The 15,611-nt window shown below is 63.9% G+C and carries 15 protein-coding genes; 7 read left to right on the top strand and 8 right to left on the bottom strand.

What is annotated here, in order from left to right; all coding sequences use genetic code 11:
• Nucleotides 1–145 precede the first annotated feature (145 nt).
• The gene (locus E6C76_RS22695) at nt 146–2,197 is read right to left on the bottom strand and encodes a patatin-like phospholipase domain-containing protein (RefSeq protein WP_136347331.1); all 2,052 of its coding nucleotides are present in this window, start codon (nt 2,195–2,197) and stop codon (nt 146–148) included.
• Between the two features lie 186 nt (nt 2,198–2,383).
• Here E6C76_RS22695 and E6C76_RS22015 point away from each other — a divergent pair, with 186 nt between their 5' ends.
• From E6C76_RS22015 to E6C76_RS05975, 3 genes are all read left to right on the top strand, one after another.
• Nucleotides 2,384–2,539, top strand: a complete 156-nt coding sequence (locus E6C76_RS22015) for a hypothetical protein (RefSeq protein ID WP_168734255.1) — start codon at nt 2,384–2,386, stop codon at nt 2,537–2,539.
• Between the two features lie 254 nt (nt 2,540–2,793).
• Nucleotides 2,794–4,008, top strand: a complete 1,215-nt coding sequence (locus E6C76_RS05980; protein ID WP_136347330.1) for a tyrosine-type recombinase/integrase — start codon at nt 2,794–2,796, stop codon at nt 4,006–4,008.
• Nucleotides 4,005–5,075: a PDDEXK nuclease domain-containing protein gene (locus E6C76_RS05975; RefSeq protein ID WP_136347329.1), complete on the top strand. Its 1,071-nt coding sequence runs from the start codon at nt 4,005–4,007 to the stop codon at nt 5,073–5,075. The genes E6C76_RS05980 and E6C76_RS05975 overlap by 4 nt, the downstream gene beginning before the upstream one ends.
• A gap of 8 nt (nt 5,076–5,083) precedes the next feature.
• On the opposite strand, the gene arsH is transcribed toward E6C76_RS05975, so the two are convergent.
• Genes arsH through E6C76_RS05940 form a run of 7 tightly spaced genes read right to left on the bottom strand, consistent with a single transcriptional unit; the run spans nt 5,084 to nt 10,349 of the window.
• A complete protein-coding gene (gene arsH, locus E6C76_RS05970; RefSeq protein ID WP_136347328.1) occupies nt 5,084–5,806 on the bottom strand; it encodes an arsenical resistance protein ArsH in 723 nt (240 codons plus the stop codon).
• Complete coding sequence (gene arsC, locus E6C76_RS05965; RefSeq protein ID WP_136347327.1) at nt 5,799–6,221, bottom strand: arsenate reductase (glutaredoxin); 423 nt, start codon at nt 6,219–6,221, stop codon at nt 5,799–5,801. Before arsC ends, arsH begins: the two co-directional genes overlap by 8 nt.
• 14 nt (nt 6,222–6,235) lie before the next feature.
• On the bottom strand, nt 6,236–7,348 hold the full coding sequence (gene arsB / locus E6C76_RS05960) for an ACR3 family arsenite efflux transporter (protein ID WP_136347326.1): 1,113 nt from the start codon (nt 7,346–7,348) through the stop codon (nt 6,236–6,238).
• Nucleotides 7,345–9,111 (bottom strand): arsenical pump-driving ATPase, encoded by a 1,767-nt coding sequence (gene arsA, locus E6C76_RS05955; protein WP_136347325.1) that lies wholly within the window; start codon nt 9,109–9,111, stop codon nt 7,345–7,347. The genes arsB and arsA overlap by 4 nt, the downstream gene beginning before the upstream one ends.
• A 13-nt stretch (nt 9,112–9,124) precedes the next feature.
• Nucleotides 9,125–9,484 carry an arsenite efflux transporter metallochaperone ArsD gene (gene arsD / locus E6C76_RS05950; protein ID WP_073673101.1) on the bottom strand — a complete coding sequence of 120 codons (360 nt, stop codon included), beginning with the start codon at nt 9,482–9,484 and terminating at the stop codon, nt 9,125–9,127.
• 42 nt (nt 9,485–9,526) lie between these two features.
• A complete protein-coding gene (locus tag E6C76_RS05945; RefSeq protein WP_136347324.1) occupies nt 9,527–10,021 on the bottom strand; it encodes an arsenate reductase ArsC in 495 nt (164 codons plus the stop codon).
• Between the two features lie 4 nt (nt 10,022–10,025).
• Entirely contained in the window at nt 10,026–10,349 is a 324-nt protein-coding gene (locus E6C76_RS05940; RefSeq protein ID WP_023912031.1) for an ArsR/SmtB family transcription factor, read from the bottom strand.
• A gap of 375 nt (nt 10,350–10,724) precedes the next feature.
• Here E6C76_RS05940 and radC point away from each other — a divergent pair, with 375 nt between their 5' ends.
• The 4 genes from radC (at nt 10,725) to E6C76_RS05910 (ending at nt 15,608) form a co-directional block, all read left to right on the top strand.
• Entirely contained in the window at nt 10,725–11,234 is a 510-nt protein-coding gene (gene radC, locus E6C76_RS05930) for a RadC family protein (RefSeq protein ID WP_136347322.1), read from the top strand.
• Nucleotides 11,235–11,509: 275 nt separating this feature from the next.
• The gene (locus tag E6C76_RS05925) at nt 11,510–11,893 is read left to right on the top strand and encodes an ATPase (RefSeq protein ID WP_073673104.1); all 384 of its coding nucleotides are present in this window, start codon (nt 11,510–11,512) and stop codon (nt 11,891–11,893) included.
• 757 nt (nt 11,894–12,650) lie between these two features.
• Nucleotides 12,651–13,478, top strand: a complete 828-nt coding sequence (locus E6C76_RS05915; RefSeq protein ID WP_136347320.1) for a DUF932 domain-containing protein — start codon at nt 12,651–12,653, stop codon at nt 13,476–13,478.
• An 81-nt stretch (nt 13,479–13,559) separates the two neighbouring features.
• Nucleotides 13,560–15,608, top strand: coding sequence for a ParB/RepB/Spo0J family partition protein (locus tag E6C76_RS05910; protein WP_136347319.1), 2,049 nt, complete (start codon nt 13,560–13,562; stop codon nt 15,606–15,608).
• The last annotated feature ends 3 nt before the right edge of the window (nt 15,609–15,611 follow it).

Below are 15,611 nucleotides of genomic sequence, written 5' to 3'. Positions count from 1 at the left end.
AGCGAATGGGTAAACTCGCCGCCGGGCCAACTTACCTTCGAGCCACGCTTTCCGTCAACGACAGCAATCCACGCCACACCGGCCATCGAGTCGAATCACCCTCAGAGGCAGCTCCGGCCGACAAGCGGTCATCTCCACACTGCTATCAAATCCTCGGCGCAATCCTCACCTGCGCCAGCGGCCGTGGCGCATCCTTGTCCAGAGAAATACCGCGCGGCTGGCCCAGCTTGCCCAGTGCCTGCACACCCTCCAGGAAATCCGTCGCCAGCTTGCGCCTAGCCTTGCTGTATCTAGGCAAACGTTCCTCCACGATGACGCGCCAGATGGTGGCGTCCAGTACCGGGGCCAGGGCAGCGCTGCCCGGTTGCATCGTGCCGAGGAAGGTCGCCAGCCGCGCTTCCAGATGCTTGTCCCAGCCCAAGCCCTGCTGGCCGCCTTCGGGATGGAAGCGGTCGATCAGCCTGTCCGCCGCCATTTCGCCCGCGTTGCCCAGGGCCGTGATGCTCGCCTCGGGCATGTCCAGGTTCAGCCCGCCTTCATCCGTGCGCTGGCTGATCTGGATGATGCGGTCGCGAAAGCCGGGGTAGGGGAACATGATTTCGTCCCGCCAGTTCTGCATGGTATTGACGATGCTGCCTACAAAGCCGATGAGTCCGCCCAGCGGCGTCTTGTCTTCCGGATCCGGCCAGTAACGCTGGCGACCGCCCCGGTTGTCGTTGGGCAGGTAGATGCGGCCGCCGTTGTTGTCCGGTTGCTCGGGCGTGGCGATAGGGTGGTCCACATGCTCGGGTTTCAGGTTGACGGCGAAGGTCGGGTGCCCGGGCAGCAACGCGTCGAACATGTGCAGCGGCATGTTGCTGCCGATGCCGCCATCGGAAAACCAGACCCGCTTGGCGGGAATCGGTAGCCGTTGTTGGCGGCGTATCTTGCTTTCCTTGAGGCTCCAGTCGATGGCATGCAGCGGCACGGCCGACAGCAGCACGGGAAAGCTCAGGCTCATCCGTATGGCCACCACGACCGGCAGGGCGCCATCCCTGGGCAGCGGAAACAAGGGTTTGCCGGTGGGGCTTTCAACCTGCAGGGATGCGGTTTCGCCGCCGTCGGATCCGGCGTCGCGTTGCCGCAAGCTTGCCAGGTGATCCATCACCGATTTCGGAAACAGCCGCGCCCATTCTTCCGGATCGTAATAGAACGGTGGTGTGCCGGGCCGGAAGGGAATGCCATAAACCATCTGCTGGCTGATCGCCGAGGTCATCACTTCGAGGTTGATGGCGCGTTTGCAGGTGGGATCGTTGCCGTCGTGCCCCCATAAATGGGCGAAGGTGAGCGGCCCGTCTTCCGGCGACAGGCCGGCCAGCCCGTCGAAGTAGGCCGTCAGCCAGTCGGTCAGGCCCTGCTGGGTGGCTTCGCTGGTTTGGGTCGGTGTCTGGCCGCTGCACAGGCCGTAGAAGTTGCCGTGCAGGCCGGCCAGCAGGTCGCGTGCAAACAGCACGCTCGCCAGGGTGAGCAGCAGGGTCAGGAACAGCAGTCCGACCACTACCATGCCCAATGCCAGGGCCGGCTGGTGCCAGCGCACGGCTTGCCCGGTGGCTCCGGCCAGCAGCAGCGTGATCAGCACTACCAGCGTGGCGGCCAGAAGCACGGTTTGCCAGGGCCGTCCGTGCAGCACACGGTTGAAGCCGGCCACCACGAAACCGGCTACCAGCAGCATCATGCACAAGGCCAGCACGGAGGTCTGCCACGAACCGGTGGCCGGCGAGAATGCCGCAACGAAAGGCCAGCACAGCAGGCTGCCCAGTACCAGGCCAATGCCCAGCAGCCCTTTGTACATGCCCGCCAGCCCGATCAGCACCGCCAGCACTGCATCCGGTGGCTGGGTATTCAGGGCGCGGACCAGCACGGCAAAATGCGGCCGTAGCGCATCGGCGGGCTGGAACAGGGAAAAAAGCTTCGACCGCCCATCGGGGGTGGTCGGCTCGCTCAACTGCTCCGGCAGCTTCGCCAGTTCATCGAAAGCCTGGGGATGCCCGTTGTGGCGGCCGTATTCGGCGGCCGCGCAGGCCCCTGCGGCGATGGCACCGGCGGAGGTGCCGCCGATGTTCTTGAATTCGTACCTGGTGGCGAGGCGCGCGATCAGCTTGGGGTAGATGACACCGCTGGTAATGCCGCCCTTCATGACAAGGTCGCAATGTTCCATCGCAGGGACTCCAGACGTGTGCCGGTACTTGCATTTTCCATGAAAGCATGACGAGTGCAAGGTTTGGGGCAGCGCTTGCCGACGATGTGCCGACGGATGCGCAGCCGAAAAAAGCCGGCAGCCGGCGTATCCGCGAGCGGCCGGAACTCGGCGGCGAGCGTTTTTCCTTCCTGTCGTTCAGCTACCTTGACCGTGCTTTCCCGCCAGTTCATCCGCCGCTTCGATCCGCTCGATACCGCCGGCACCGATCGTCTGCAAAAGGCCGCCTCGGCCAAACTGGAGCAATGGGCCGAGAACATCCTCGACGCGCGGACACAGGGGGAAGTGTTCGGCGCGCAGTGAGCCCGAACGGCTGCGGGAAAAGAAACGGCACCCGGTTCTGGGTGCCGTTTTTAGGAATTGAGCCAAATCCTTTTTTTTATTTCAACATGACTCCAGCCCGGTAATTCGCTGGACTACGCCCAAGCCCGCTACAGCAGGTTTATCAATAACTTAGGCGAGTTCAACATATGCCGGTGCTTTCCGAAACTTGACCCGGTTTCCGTCCTCGTGGCCCCCATACGGCTCTTGGAAACCGAGGTTTCCGAGGAGTCATCATGGCAAAAATCAAACTCACCAAGACCGCCGTGGAGTCGGCGCAACCCCAGGCCAAGGCCGTCGAACTGCGGGATACCGTGGTGCCCGGCTTCCTATGCAAGATTACTCCGGCGGGCCGCCGGGTGTTCATGCTCCAGTACCGCACGAATGCCGGTGAGCGCCGCAAGCCCGCCTTGGGCCTGTTCGGGGAGCTGACCGTGGAGCAGGCCCGCGTGATGGCGCAAGACTGGCTGGCCGAGGTTCGCCGGGGCGGCGACCCCAGCGCAGCCAAGTCGGCCGCCCGCAAGGCTCCGACCATGAAGGAATATTGCACCACCTTCATGGAGGACTACTCCAAGCAGCGCAACAAGCCCAGCACGCAGCGCGGCTATCAGGGCGTCATTGACCGCTGCATCATTCCGATCATGGGACGGATGAAGGTGCAGGACGTGAAGCGCCCGGACGTAGCTGCGCTGATGAAGAAGCTGGCCTACAAGCCGGCCGAGGCCAACCGCACTTTCGGCGTGCTGCGCAAGATGTTCAACCTGGCCGAAGTGTGGGGGCTGCGCCCTGACGGCACGAATCCGTGCCGCCATGTTCCGATGTTCCCGCCCGGCAAGGAAACCCGGCTCATCGTAGATGACGAACTGGTGCTGCTCTTTCGCCACCTGGAAAAGATGGAAGCGGGAGAGCTGGAGCCGGAGGAAACGGAGAACTACGTCATCCCGCTGGCGATCCGCCTGCAATTCGAGTTTTCCGGTCGCCGCTCTGAAATCTGCCCGCTCGAATGGGATTGGCTGGACTTCGAGAGGCGGCGCGTGGTGTGGCCGGACAGCAAGACCGGTGGCATTTCCAAGCCTATGAGTGAGGAAGCCTATCGGCTGCTTTCGACGGCACCGCGCCGGGAGGGCTGCCCCTACGTCCTGCCGTCGCCCAATGACCCGACCAAGCACCTGACCCACGGCGAGTATTACGGCGGCTGGTGCCGGGTGCTCAAGGCCGCTGGCGTGCCGCATGTCGGCACGCACGGCATTCGCCACCGCGCCGCGACCGACATTGCCAATTCGGGCGTGCCGACCAAGGTAGGCATGGCGCTGACGGGTCACAAGACCGTGGCGATGTTCATGCACTACGTCCACACCGAGGACAAGCCGGTGCGTGACGCGGCCGATCTGGTGGCGAGCCGGCGGCAGTCAATTACCGGCACGCGAAACACGGCGGAGGCGCGGGCATGACCAGGCGGAAGGCATCCATCGTGCCGCCAGCAGCGCCGAAGGCGCTGCTGGGCGACATTCGGGCACTGATTGAGGCGGCGCGGCAGCGCGCCGCCTCGGCGGTGAATAGCGAACTGACGATGCTCTACTGGCGCATCGGCCAGCGCATCCACACGCAGGTCTTGGAGGGGCGTCGGGCCGACTACGGCGAAGAAGTCGTGTCCACCCTGGCGGCGCAACTGGTGAAGGAGTACGGCAGCAGTTTTTCGATCAAGAACCTGCGCCGCATGGTGCAGTTCGCCGCCGCTTACCCGGACGAGCGAATTGTCGTATCACTGATACGACAATTGAGCTGGACACACTTCATCGCCCTGATCCCACTGAAAGACCCGCTCCAGCGGGACTACTATGCGCAGATGGCCAGCGCCGAACGCTGGAGCGTGCGGACGTTGCGCGAGCGTATCGACTCAATGCTGTACGAGCGCACGGCGCTGTCCCAAAAGCCGGAAGAAGCCATCGCGCAGGAACTGGCGACCCTGCGCGATGCGCAGCGCATGACACCTGCCCTGGTCATGCGCGACCCGTACATCCTCGATTTCCTGGGCTTACGAGATAGCTGGCAGGAAACCGACCTGGAAGCGGCAATCATCCGCGAAATGGAATCCTTCCTGCTTGAGCTGGGCGCGGGCTTTTCCTTCGTGGCTCGGCAGAAGCGCATCCAGATTGACGGCGAGGATTTCCACCTCGACCTGCTGTTCTACAACCGCAAGCTGCGGCGGCTGGTGGCGGTGGAGTTGAAGATCGGCGAGTTCAAGGCGGCCTACAAGGGGCAGATGGAGCTTTATCTTCGCTGGCTGGACAAGCACGAGCGGGAGCCGGAAGAGGCCTCGCCGCTGGGGATCATCCTTTGCACCGGCAAGAAGCGCGAGCAGATCGAATTGCTGGAACTGGATAAATCGGGCATCCATGTCGCCGAGTACCTGACCACGTTGCCGCCGCGTGCCGTACTGGGCGAGCGGTTGCAGCAGGCGACAGCACGGGCACGGTTGCAAATCGAGCAGCGGGATCAGCGCACAGACGAGCCTTGAGCGTAGTTCTAGATCGCAGTCTGGTTGACGCGCCGGCTCAATGCTTCGGCGCTTTCCTTACGCTCGCTGTACCGATCCACCAGATACGGAGCCGCGTCGCGCGTGAGTAGCGTGAACTTCATCAGTTCTTCCATCACGTCCACAATGCGGTCGTAATAGGCTGAGGGCTTCATGCGTCCGGCGTCGTCGAACTCCTGGTACGCCTTGGCGACCGAGGATTGGTTCGGAATGGTCAGCATCCGCATCCAGCGGCCCAGCACGCGCATCTGGTTGACCGCGTTGAACGACTGCGAGCCGCCCGATACCTGCATCACCGCCAGCGTCTTGCCCTGGGTCGGGCGCACCGCGCCGGACGATAGCGGAATCCAGTCAATTTGCGTCTTCATCAGGCCGGTCATCGCGCCGTGGCGCTCAGGCGAACACCACACCATGCCTTCGGCCCATTGCGCCAGTTCGCGAAGTTCCCTGACCTTCGGGTGATCTTCGGTAGCATCGTCCACCAGCGGCAGGCCCGACGGGCTGAAGAACCGCGTTTCACCGCCCAGCGCACGCAGGATGCGTGCAGCTTCCTCGGCCACAAGGCGACTGTACGAGCGTTCGCGCAATGAGCCATAAAGCAGCAGGAAGCGCGGCGCGTGCATGGCGTGCTCGGGCGTCAGTAGTCGATCCCTGTCCGGTTGCTGGAACAGCGTGGTGTCGAGGTTCGGCAAGTCGATACGGGAATCAGACACGTTGCCCCCGTGCGTCCACCACTGGCTCGCCGTCTTCCTTGTTGAATGCACCGCGCTGCGGCTGCGGCAGGATGTCCAGCACGGTTTCCGAAGGGCGGCACAGCTTCGTGCCCAGCGGTGTGACCACGATGGGCCGGTTCATCAGGATGGGATGTTGCCCGATGAAACCGAGCAACTGGTCATCCGTCCATTTCGGATCGGCCAGGCCCAACTCTGCATAGGGCGTGCCTTTTTCGCGCAGCACGTCGCGCACGCTCAAGCCGGCATCGGCCAGCAGCTTGACCAGCGTTGCGTGCGAGGGCGGCGTCTTGAGGTATTCGATGACCGTCGGCTCTTCGCCACTGTTGCGGATCAGGCCCAGCGTGTTGCGCGATGTGCCGCAGGCGGGGTTGTGATAGATGGTAATTTGGCTCATACCCTTGCTTCGATTCAGAGATTCGTGGGGTTGGTGGAATACATGCTTGCTCCAGTGAACCGCCACCGGCGGCCCAGCCGCAAGGCAACATGCACTAACAGGATGAGCACCGGCACCTCTACCAGCGGCCCGATCACAGTGGTGAAGGCGACGGGTGAGGCCAGGCCGAATGCTGCGATGGCCACGGCAATGGCCAGCTCGAAGTTGTTGCCCGCGGCGGTGAAAGCGATGGCGGTGGTGCGTGGATAGTCGGCCTGGATCAGCCGGCCCATGAAGAAGCTGATGAGAAACTGGATCACGAAGTAGAGCGTCAGCGGCACGGCGATCTTCAGCGCGTCCAGCGGCAAGCGCACCACGTCGGCGCCCTTGAGGCTGAACATTGCCACGATGGTGAACAGCAGCGCCACCAGAGTGATGGGGCTGATCCGGGGCAGGAAGGCACGCTCGTACCAGTCCTGTCCCTTGCGCCGGATCAGTGTGCGCCGGGTCAGGAAGCCGGCCAGGAACGGGATGCCCAGGTAGATCAGCACCGCTTCGGTGATCGTCCAGAAGCCCACGTCGATGACACTGCCTTGCAAGCCGAATACAGGCGGTAGCACCGACAGGAAGAACCAGGCGTAGGTCGAGAAGAACAGGATCTGGAAAATCGAGTTGAAGGCGACCAACCCCGCGACGTACTGGTTGTCGCCACGCGCCAACTGGTTCCACACCAGCACCATAGCGATGCAGCGTGCCAGCCCGATCAGGATCAGGCCGGTCATGTATTCCGGCTGGTCACGCAGGAAGATCACCGCCAGCACGAACATCAGCACCGGCCCGATGATCCAGTTCTGCACCAAAGACAGCAGGAGCACGCGCCTGTCGGCGAAGACTTCATGCAGCGTCTCGTAGCGCACCTTGGCCAGTGGCGGGTACATCATCAGGATCAGACCGATGGCGATAGGGACGTTGGTCGTACCGACCGAGAGTGCATTGAGCGCATCGGGCAAACCGTCGAACAGCGTGCCCAGGGCAACGCCCAGTGCCATTGCGGCGAAAATCCAGACGGTGAGATAGCGATCCAGGAAGGACAGGCGAGCGGGAGGATTCGGCAGCGAATGTCCGCTTTGGGAATTACCTTGATTCATGACATTTTCCAGTTTGCCAAAGCCCGTAGGCGCTCTACCCCTACCGGCTCCTCGGTCAGAAGAGGCACTACGGCATAGCGTTGAGCGTGCCGCGTGGCCACAGCGTCGATTTCCCGCAATTCGTTGCGTGCGCGCTGGCGCAGCAGTGGAGAATGCGGGTGCGCAGCCGCAACGCTGTTGTTGACGACCCAGGCCCACGGTTCTATGCCCGCGCGGCGCAGGTCGTCTTGCAGATTGGCCGCTTCCAGCACGGGTGTGGTTTCCGCCAATGTGGCGATGAGCACCTTGGTCTGCTTGGGGTCTTGCAACTGCATCATCGGCGTCGTGAAGTGAACGTCCGTCTCGCCCATCTGCCGGACGATGTCGCGGTGGTAGGCGCCGGTGGCATCGAGCAGCAGCAAGGTGTGGCCCGTGGGCGCGGTGTCCATCACCACGAACTTCCGTCCCCCCTCGCGGATGGCGCGGGAGAACGCCTGGAACACCGCGATTTCCTCGGTGCAGGGAGAGCGCAGGTCTTCTTCCAGCAAAGCGCGGCCTTCGGCATCAAGCTGAGCGCCCTTGGTATTCATGACGTGCTGGCGATAGCGTGCAGTAGCTTCCTGGGGGTCGATGCGGCTGAGTGCCAGACTGGGCAGCGAACCTTCCAGCGTATCGGCCAGATGCGCAGCCGGGTCAGAGGTGGTCAGATGCACGGGCAGCCCCCGACCCGCCAATTCCACCGCGATGGCGGCAGCCAGCGTGGTCTTGCCCACGCCGCCTTTGCCCATCACCATGATCAGCCCGTGCCCATCAGCGGCGATCTCATCGACCAGCGCAGACAAGTCCGGCGCATTGATCTGCTCGGGCAGTTCGATGGCATCGGCACTATGCGTAGCGTCGGTATCAACCAGCAGGTGGCGCAGGGCTTCGAGGCCGACGAGGTTGAACGGCTTGAGCGCGATCTGATCCCGAGGCAACGCCTGGAGTGCCGACGGAATGGCGGCCAGCGTAGCCCGCTCTCTTTCATGGATGGCAGCGGCAAGCGTATCGTTCTTGGCCTCGCTGGCAGGGAATACGCCGTTGATGACCAGGTGTTGCTGCGACAGGCCGATCGCGGCCAGTTCTTCATGGGTGCGTGCCGCCTCGCGCAGCGTGGTGCGCTGCGCGCGAGCAACCAGCACCAGACGGGTGCGTAAGGGGTCGGCCAACGCTTCTACTGCTGCCTTGTATTGGCTGCGCTGCTTTTCCAGGCCCGCCAGCGGCCCCAGGCACGACGCATCGCCTTTGCCTGCTTCCAGAAAGCCGCTCCATGCGCCCGGCAGTTGCAGCAGGCGGATGGTGTGCCCGGTAGGAGCCGTGTCGAAGATGACATGTTCGTAGTCCTGCGTTAACGCCGTATCGGTCAGCAAGGCCGTGAACTCGTCGAAGGCAGCAATTTCCGTGGTGCAGGCACCCGACAGGGATTCTTCGATGCCATCCACGACCGCATCGGGCAACACGCCTCGCACCGGGCCGACAATGCGGTCACGGTACGCTTGTGCGGCCGCCTGCGGGTCGATTTCCAGTGCCCACAGGTTCGGCACGGCGGCAATCGCCGTGATGCGGTTGCCGATGCGCTCACCGAAAACCTGCCCCACGTTGGACGCTGGGTCGGTGCTGACGAGCAGCACGCGCTTGCCCTGGGCTGCCAGTTGCACGGCCGCTGCACAGGCGATGGAGGTCTTGCCGACTCCCCCCTTGCCGGTAAAGAAAAGAAAACGGGGCGGCTGGGTCAGAAAGTGCATGGAATCTCCTTGTTCAGCAGCAGCGGCCACCAGAGCAGCAAGTGTCTTTTGCTGAAGAGGCTTCGAGCGACTCGATGCCAGCCCAGCGGGTCAATTCGTTTCGGCTGGGGTAGCGGCCGGCCAAGGCCACCTCTCCATCAACCAGAATCAAGGGCAGCGACTCTTGGCCTGAGCGTTCCAAAAAGCCCTTCACGGTTGGGTTTTCGGCGAAAGCAAGGGGTTGTTGAGCCAGGTTGAAGCGTTCGACCTGGGCACCGTTTTGCTTGGCCCAATCCAAATCGGCAGCGAAATTCACCAAGTTTTGATCTACTTCAACGCCACATACGCCGGTGCTGCAACACAGCGCCGGGTCGAAAATCTGGATGTTTGGCATGGGGTGTCCTTTCAAATCTGGTTGTTAACGAAGCAACGCTCTTTACTCTTGGCCGATGTTTCGCAACTCGCGTTGCAGCGACATGGCGTCCAGGCGTTGCAGTGGCAGCGACAGAAACAACTCGATGCGGCGGCGCAAGGTCAGCGCGGCATCCTTGAATGCCTTGAGTCGTTGTTCTTCGCTGCCTTCGATGGCTGCGGGATCGGGCACGCCCCAGTGCGCCGATACCGGCTTCCCTGGCCAAAACGGGCATGCCTCGCCGGCGGCGTTGTCGCAGACGGTGAAGATGAAGTCGAACACTGGTGCCCCTGGCGCCACGAATTCGTCCCAGCTTTTGCTGCGGTAGCCGGTCGTCGGCATATGCAGCCGCTCCAGCGTGGCAAGTGCCAGCGGATGCACTTCACCCTTGGGCTGGCTGCCTGCTGAGTAGGCGCGGAAGCGCCCCTTGCCCAACTCGTTGAGGATGCCTTCGGCGAGGATGGAGCGTGCGGAGTTACCCGTGCAGATGAACAGTGCGTTGTATGTGGTGTCGGTCATGGCATCAGCAGTCACAGTGGGGGGGATTGGTGACTTCGCACACGTTGCCCTGGCAGCAGTGCTCGGTCAGATAGCTGAGTAGCCCGTTCATATGGGCGAAGTCGGCGCGGTAGATCAGGTTGCGGCCCTTTTGCTCGATCGTGACTAGACCCGCGTGGGCCAACTCTTTCAGGTGGAAGGACAAGGTGTTACGGGCGACGTCGAGCTGGTCGGCCAAGACGCTGGGGGTTTGCCCTTCGGGGCCGGCAACGACCAAGGCACGAAATACGCGCAGTCGTTGCGTGTGAGCCAGAGCACTCAGGGCAGAGACAGTTTGATCTTCGTTCATTGTTCGATAATACAACATTTATTGAATTGTTTGGCAAGAGTCAGTGCGAAACCGCATAGCGTCCCGGCGTGCCGCCGTCGGGTTCGCGGGCTACGCCCCGCGCTTCGTGCCGAATCGCGGCCATCCGGCTTTGACCCCTGACGCCTTCGGCCCTGGCGGGCCTGCGCGCTCCGCTTGCTCAAAGGCGGGCGAGTGCAATGGGCGGGTGTAGGCGGTCTTGCTGTTCCCTTCACCGTATCACGGCGTTCTCGCCGTCAAGGGCTGCGCGTGCTTGCACGCTTGCGGCCCGTGGCCGTCCTTGACCCCTGACTGCTTGCGCTGCGCCGTGCTCGCCACGGTTCCGGGCAATTCCGCCCGAGCAACCGGAGCACGATCATGTCGCAACTGTCCTTTTCCTCGTTCGATTCCTCGCTGATGGTGCGTGACGCACAGGGCCGCTACCTGCTGGCGACTACCGAGCAAATTCTGGAGGCCGCGCGCCAGGCCATCGAGCGCAAGATGCAACGCGGTACGTCGTTCACGTCGCCGGCGGCGGTCAAGGAGTACCTGCGTGCCAAGCTGGCCGGCTTCGAGCATGAGGTGTTCGCGGTGCTGTTCCTTGATACGCAGCATCGGCTGATCGAGTACGCCGAGATGTTTCGCGGCACTATCGACGGCGCATCGGTGTATCCGCGCGAGCTGGTCAAGGAGGCGCTGCGGCTCAACGCTGCGGCGGTCATCGTTTCGCACAACCACCCGAGCGGCAATCCCGAGCCGAGCGGTGCCGACAGGGCGCTGACCCAGCGGCTCAGGGAGGCGCTGGGGCTGGTGGACGTGCGCGTGCTGGATCACATCATCGTCGCGGGCACCGACACCACATCGTTTGCCGAACGCGGCCTGATCTGACGAAGGGGCTTCGGCCCCTTTTTGCTGCGCCCGGCGCGGGCCGGGCAAAAACGCTGCCTCGGAAATCCGAGACAGCGTTTCGGAAATTCATAGGCCAGCATGGAGGTGTGGGGCGGTCTTGCTGTTCCCTTCACCGTACCACGGCGTTCTCGCCGTCAAGGGCTGCGCGTGCCTTGCACGCTTGCGGCCCGTGGCCGTCCTTGACCCCTGACTGCTGCGCTGCGCCGTGCTGGCGACGGTTCCGGGCAATTCCGCCCGTGCAACCGGAGATCGTCATGAACGACAAATCGCACGTTTCCCTCGAACAACACGTTTGCCTGGTCTGCGGCACTCGCTTTGACACCGGCACGATCCTGCTGGACAAGCGCCTGCGCGCAAGCATGGAGCGCCACACGGCGACAGGCTGGGGCTTGTGCCCTGAACATCAGAAGCTGTCCGACAATGGCTTTGTCGCCCTGGTCGAATGCGACCCGCAGCGCAGCGGCTCGCAGGCCAGCGGCCGCATGAAGCCCGAACAGGCATATCGCACGGGCCGCCTGGCCCACCTGAAACGCGAGGTGTTCGCCGATGTGTTCAACGTCCCGATCGAGGACAAGCAGCCATGCGTGTTCGTTGAACCCGGCGTGATCGAGCAGTTGCAGGCGATGACTGCGCGCTGATCGCGGCAACATCCGGCGCGTTGTCCTTCGGGGCGACGCGCCTTTTTTCTGCTGCGCCCGGTGCCGATGCCTTCGCGCCTGCGGCGCTGCGCGCTTCGCTTGCACTCCAGGGGAAGGCCGTGCGGCCATCCCCGCCGCGCTGCGCTTGGCGCCCCTTGATACCGCCGCCCCGGCTGCACCGGCGCGGCAACCTCTGCACACCAGTGGCATTTCATCCTGGGTATCCAGCCCATGCTGTCCATTGTTGATTGCATGGGCGTCCCCGGCCAAGAAACATGGCCGGTCGCGCTGTCGTGCGTAGCGCATCGAGCCGCCTGCGGCGTCTCGCCCCTGTCGGGCTTCCATCGTTCCCTCGCTCCGCTCGGCTGACGCCTCCGGCCCGGCTTCCAGATCCGGGCCTGCGCGCTTCGCTTGCCGTGCGGTCAGCGCAATGGGAAGGCCGTTGCCATGTCCAGCCGTCTCCCCTGACTTCATCACCTTGTCCGCGACTGTAGCCCGCGCCCGTGTGCCGTCAAGGCGCGCAGGGCCGTGTCCTCGCTGCGCTGCGGGCCGCACCACCCCCTGCGCTTGTTTCCTTGACAGCACCCGTTCGCGCGCTCCTGACCGTCGCGGGCGATGAACTCAGGAAAGACGGTGGCAACAGGGCCAACCGGGTTCCTCGCGCCGACCGCACCAAACAGCCGAAAGGCTGGGCTCCGAATCTAGGAATCCGGTGTGCGGTGTGAACAGCAAACCTTTTTTTGTCAGGAGAAAGACCATGCAACTCGCATCCCGTTTCGCTTCCCGTTCCCCGGCACTGCGCAGCGATTACCCGCTGTCCGACGACCAAATCCGCAGGGTGGCCCCGTCCATCTTCGCGGACGCCCCGCATGAGAGCCGTTCCGAGCGGTACAGCTACATCCCCACCGCCGCCGTGCTGACCGAGCTTCGCAAAGAAGGGTTCCAGCCCTTCATGGTGACGCAGACCCGCGTGCGCGACGAAGGCAAGCGCGAGCACACGAAACACATGCTGCGCCTGCGCCACGCCAGCCAGATCAACGGTGCGGAAGCCAATGAAATCGTGCTGCTGAACTCGCACGACGGCACCAGCAGCTATCAGATGCTGGCCGGCATGTTCCGGTTCGTTTGCAGCAATGGCCTTGTCTGCGGCGACACCGTGGCCGATGTGCGCGTGCCCCACAAAGGCGACGTGGCCGGGCACGTCATCGAAGGCGCCTTCGAGGTGTTGAGCGGCTTCGAGCGGGTGAAGGAATCCCGCGACCTGATGCGCGGCATCACGCTGGACGATGGCGAAGCCGAAGTATTCGCCCGCGCCGCGCTGGCCCTCAAGTACGACGACCCGAACAAGCCCGCACCCATCACCGAATCGCAAATCCTGATGCCGCGCCGGTTCGATGACCGCCGCCCCGACCTGTGGAGCGTGTTCAACCGCACGCAGGAGAACTTGACCAAGGGCGGACTGTCCGGGCGCAGCGCCAACGGACGCCGCCAGCAAACCCGCCCCGTGCTGGGCATTGATTCCGATGTGCGCCTGAACCGCGCCCTGTGGCTGCTGGCCGATGGCATGCGCCAGTTGAAAGCCTGACTCACCACGCGGCAGGGGCAGGCAGCAGCCCTTGCCGCTTCTCTCGCTGCTGCATCCCCTGAACCGATAGGAGCTATCACCATGAACGCCGTTACCCAAACCGAAGCCCGCGCCGTCCATGCCGCCGCCATGCTGGAAGTCGCCGACCCGACCAAGAACCTGATTCTGGTTCCGCTGTCGCGGCTGGTGCTGCGCCCCACGGGCCGCAACGTGCGCAAGACCCCGCGCATGTCCATCCCCGAACTGGCCGCGAGCATCCAGCGCGTGGGCCTGCTGCAAAACCTGATCGTGATTGCCGCCGCCGATAGCGAGCATTACGAAGTCGTGGCCGGTGGCCGCAGGCTGGCCGCATTGAAGCTGCTGGCGAAGAAGCACCGCATCAGCAAGGAATGGGAGGTGCCTTGCCTGCTGGTGGCCGATGGCACGGCGCGCACCGCCAGCCTCACCGAGAACGTGCAGCGCGAAGCGATGCACCCCGCAGACCAGTTTGAAGCCTTCGCCGCGCTGGTGGCCGAAGGCCGCCCCATCGAGGACATTGCAGCGGATTTTTCCGTCACGCCACTGGTGGTGCAACGCCGCCTGAAACTCGCCAATGTCTCGCCGCGCCTGATGGCCGACTATCGGGCCGATGCCGTGAGCCTTGACCAGTTGATGGCCCTTGCCATCACCGACGACCACGCCGCGCAGGAAGCCGCCTTCTACGATGCGCCGACGTGGCAGCGCCAGCCGTCCGCGCTGCGCGACCGTCTCACCGAGCGGGAAATCGACGCCTACCGGCATCCGCTGGTGCGTTTCGTCGGGCTGGACACCTACGAGGCCGCAGGCGGTGGCGTGCGCCGTGACCTGTTCGCGGAAGGTGACGCGGGCGTGTATCTGACCGATGCCGCGCTGCTGGAACGGCTGGCGCAAAACCGGCTGGCAGGCATTGCCGCCAATGTTCGCGCTGAGGGTTGGGCATGGGTGGATGCCACGCCGGGCGTGACCCATACCGACCTGCACGCCTTCCAGCGTGCACCGAGGGAGCGGCGCGAACCCACCAAGCGCGAAGTGCAGCGCATCGAGAAGCTACAAGCCAAGATGCAGGAACTGGCCGCAGCCGTGGATGATGCGCTGGACGCCGAGGACGAGGAAAAGGCCGACGCCTTGCAGGAAGAAGGCGAAGCCGTGGGCGAGCAGTTGCAGGCGCTGGAAGATGGCTTGCAGGATTACAGCCCGACCGTGAAGGCCGCAGCCGGTGCCATCGTCACCATCGACCGCAACGGGCAGGCCGTGATTCATCGCGGGCTGCTGCGCGAGGCCGAGGCCAAGGCGCTGCGCACGCTGGAACGGCTGCGGCAGGGTTTCAGCGGCGAGGATGCTGGGAACGACGACGAAGGCGAGGACGCAGACGGCGACGGGCAGCCCAAGACCGCCGCCATGTCCGACCGGCTGGCGCAGCGGTTGAGCGCCCACCGCACGGCGGCGCTGCAAATCGAAGTCGCCCGGCATCCGCAAGTTGCACTGGCCGCGCTGGTGCATGGCATGGTGCAGAAGGTCTTGCAGGACAGCTACTACGGCCACGACTTGCCGCTGGGCGTGAGCCTGAAAGTGCAAGACCGGCTGGAAGGCATGGCCCCGGACTGGCCGGAATCGCCCGCCGCCGTGGCGCTGCGCGAACTGCAACAGGTAGCCGGTGAAGGCTTGCCGCAGGACAGCGCCGAACTGTTCGCCGCGCTGCTGGCGAAGTCGCAAGACGAACTGGCGCGGATTCTGGCCGTGTGCGTGGCTTCCACGGTGGACGTGGTGACGCATCGCGCCATGCCGCACCAGCCCGGCGAGGAACTGGCGCAGGCCGTGGGCCTCGACATGGCCGCATGGTGGCAGCCGAGCGCAGAAGGCTACTTCAAGCACGTTCCCAAGGTCGCAATCCTGCAAGCCGTGGGCGAGTACGCGCCCGAGCAGGTTTCCCGGCTGGCGAAGTTGAAGAAGGCCGACATTGCCAGCGAAGCCGAGCGGCTGGCCGATGGCACCGGCTGGATGCCTGCCATCTTCCGCGCCGAAGCCCCCCAGGACGTGACGACGGATACACGAGCCGATACCACGGACACCGTCGCCGTGACCGATGAGCCGGCCGAGGCATTGGCCGCGTGACCC

It is taken from the genome of Pseudothauera nasutitermitis (genome assembly GCF_004801295.1).
Classification (GTDB): Bacteria; Pseudomonadota; Gammaproteobacteria; order Burkholderiales; family Rhodocyclaceae; genus Pseudothauera; species Pseudothauera nasutitermitis.
This window is presented reverse-complemented; position numbering and strand designations above follow the sequence as displayed.

Excerpts from the sequence above, each read along its gene's own strand:
- E6C76_RS22695 (WP_136347331.1), bottom strand. The coding sequence starts at position 2,197 with ATGGAACATTGCGACCTTGTCATGAAGGGCGGCATTACCAGCGGTGTC.
- E6C76_RS05945 (WP_136347324.1), bottom strand. The coding sequence starts at position 10,021 with ATGACCGACACCACATACAACGCACTGTTCATCTGCACGGGTAACTCC.
- radC (WP_136347322.1), top strand. The coding sequence starts at position 10,725 with ATGTCGCAACTGTCCTTTTCCTCGTTCGATTCCTCGCTGATGGTGCGT.
- arsD (WP_073673101.1), bottom strand. The coding sequence starts at position 9,484 with ATGCCAAACATCCAGATTTTCGACCCGGCGCTGTGTTGCAGCACCGGC.
- arsC (WP_136347327.1), bottom strand. The coding sequence starts at position 6,221 with ATGAGCCAAATTACCATCTATCACAACCCCGCCTGCGGCACATCGCGC.
- E6C76_RS05925 (WP_073673104.1), top strand. The coding sequence starts at position 11,510 with ATGAACGACAAATCGCACGTTTCCCTCGAACAACACGTTTGCCTGGTC.
- E6C76_RS05975 (WP_136347329.1), top strand. The coding sequence starts at position 4,005 with ATGACCAGGCGGAAGGCATCCATCGTGCCGCCAGCAGCGCCGAAGGCG.
- E6C76_RS05980 (WP_136347330.1), top strand. The coding sequence starts at position 2,794 with ATGGCAAAAATCAAACTCACCAAGACCGCCGTGGAGTCGGCGCAACCC.
- E6C76_RS05915 (WP_136347320.1), top strand. The coding sequence starts at position 12,651 with ATGCAACTCGCATCCCGTTTCGCTTCCCGTTCCCCGGCACTGCGCAGC.
- E6C76_RS05940 (WP_023912031.1), bottom strand. The coding sequence starts at position 10,349 with ATGAACGAAGATCAAACTGTCTCTGCCCTGAGTGCTCTGGCTCACACG.
- E6C76_RS05910 (WP_136347319.1), top strand. The coding sequence starts at position 13,560 with ATGAACGCCGTTACCCAAACCGAAGCCCGCGCCGTCCATGCCGCCGCC.
- arsB (WP_136347326.1), bottom strand. The coding sequence starts at position 7,348 with ATGAATCAAGGTAATTCCCAAAGCGGACATTCGCTGCCGAATCCTCCC.
- arsA (WP_136347325.1), bottom strand. The coding sequence starts at position 9,111 with ATGCACTTTCTGACCCAGCCGCCCCGTTTTCTTTTCTTTACCGGCAAG.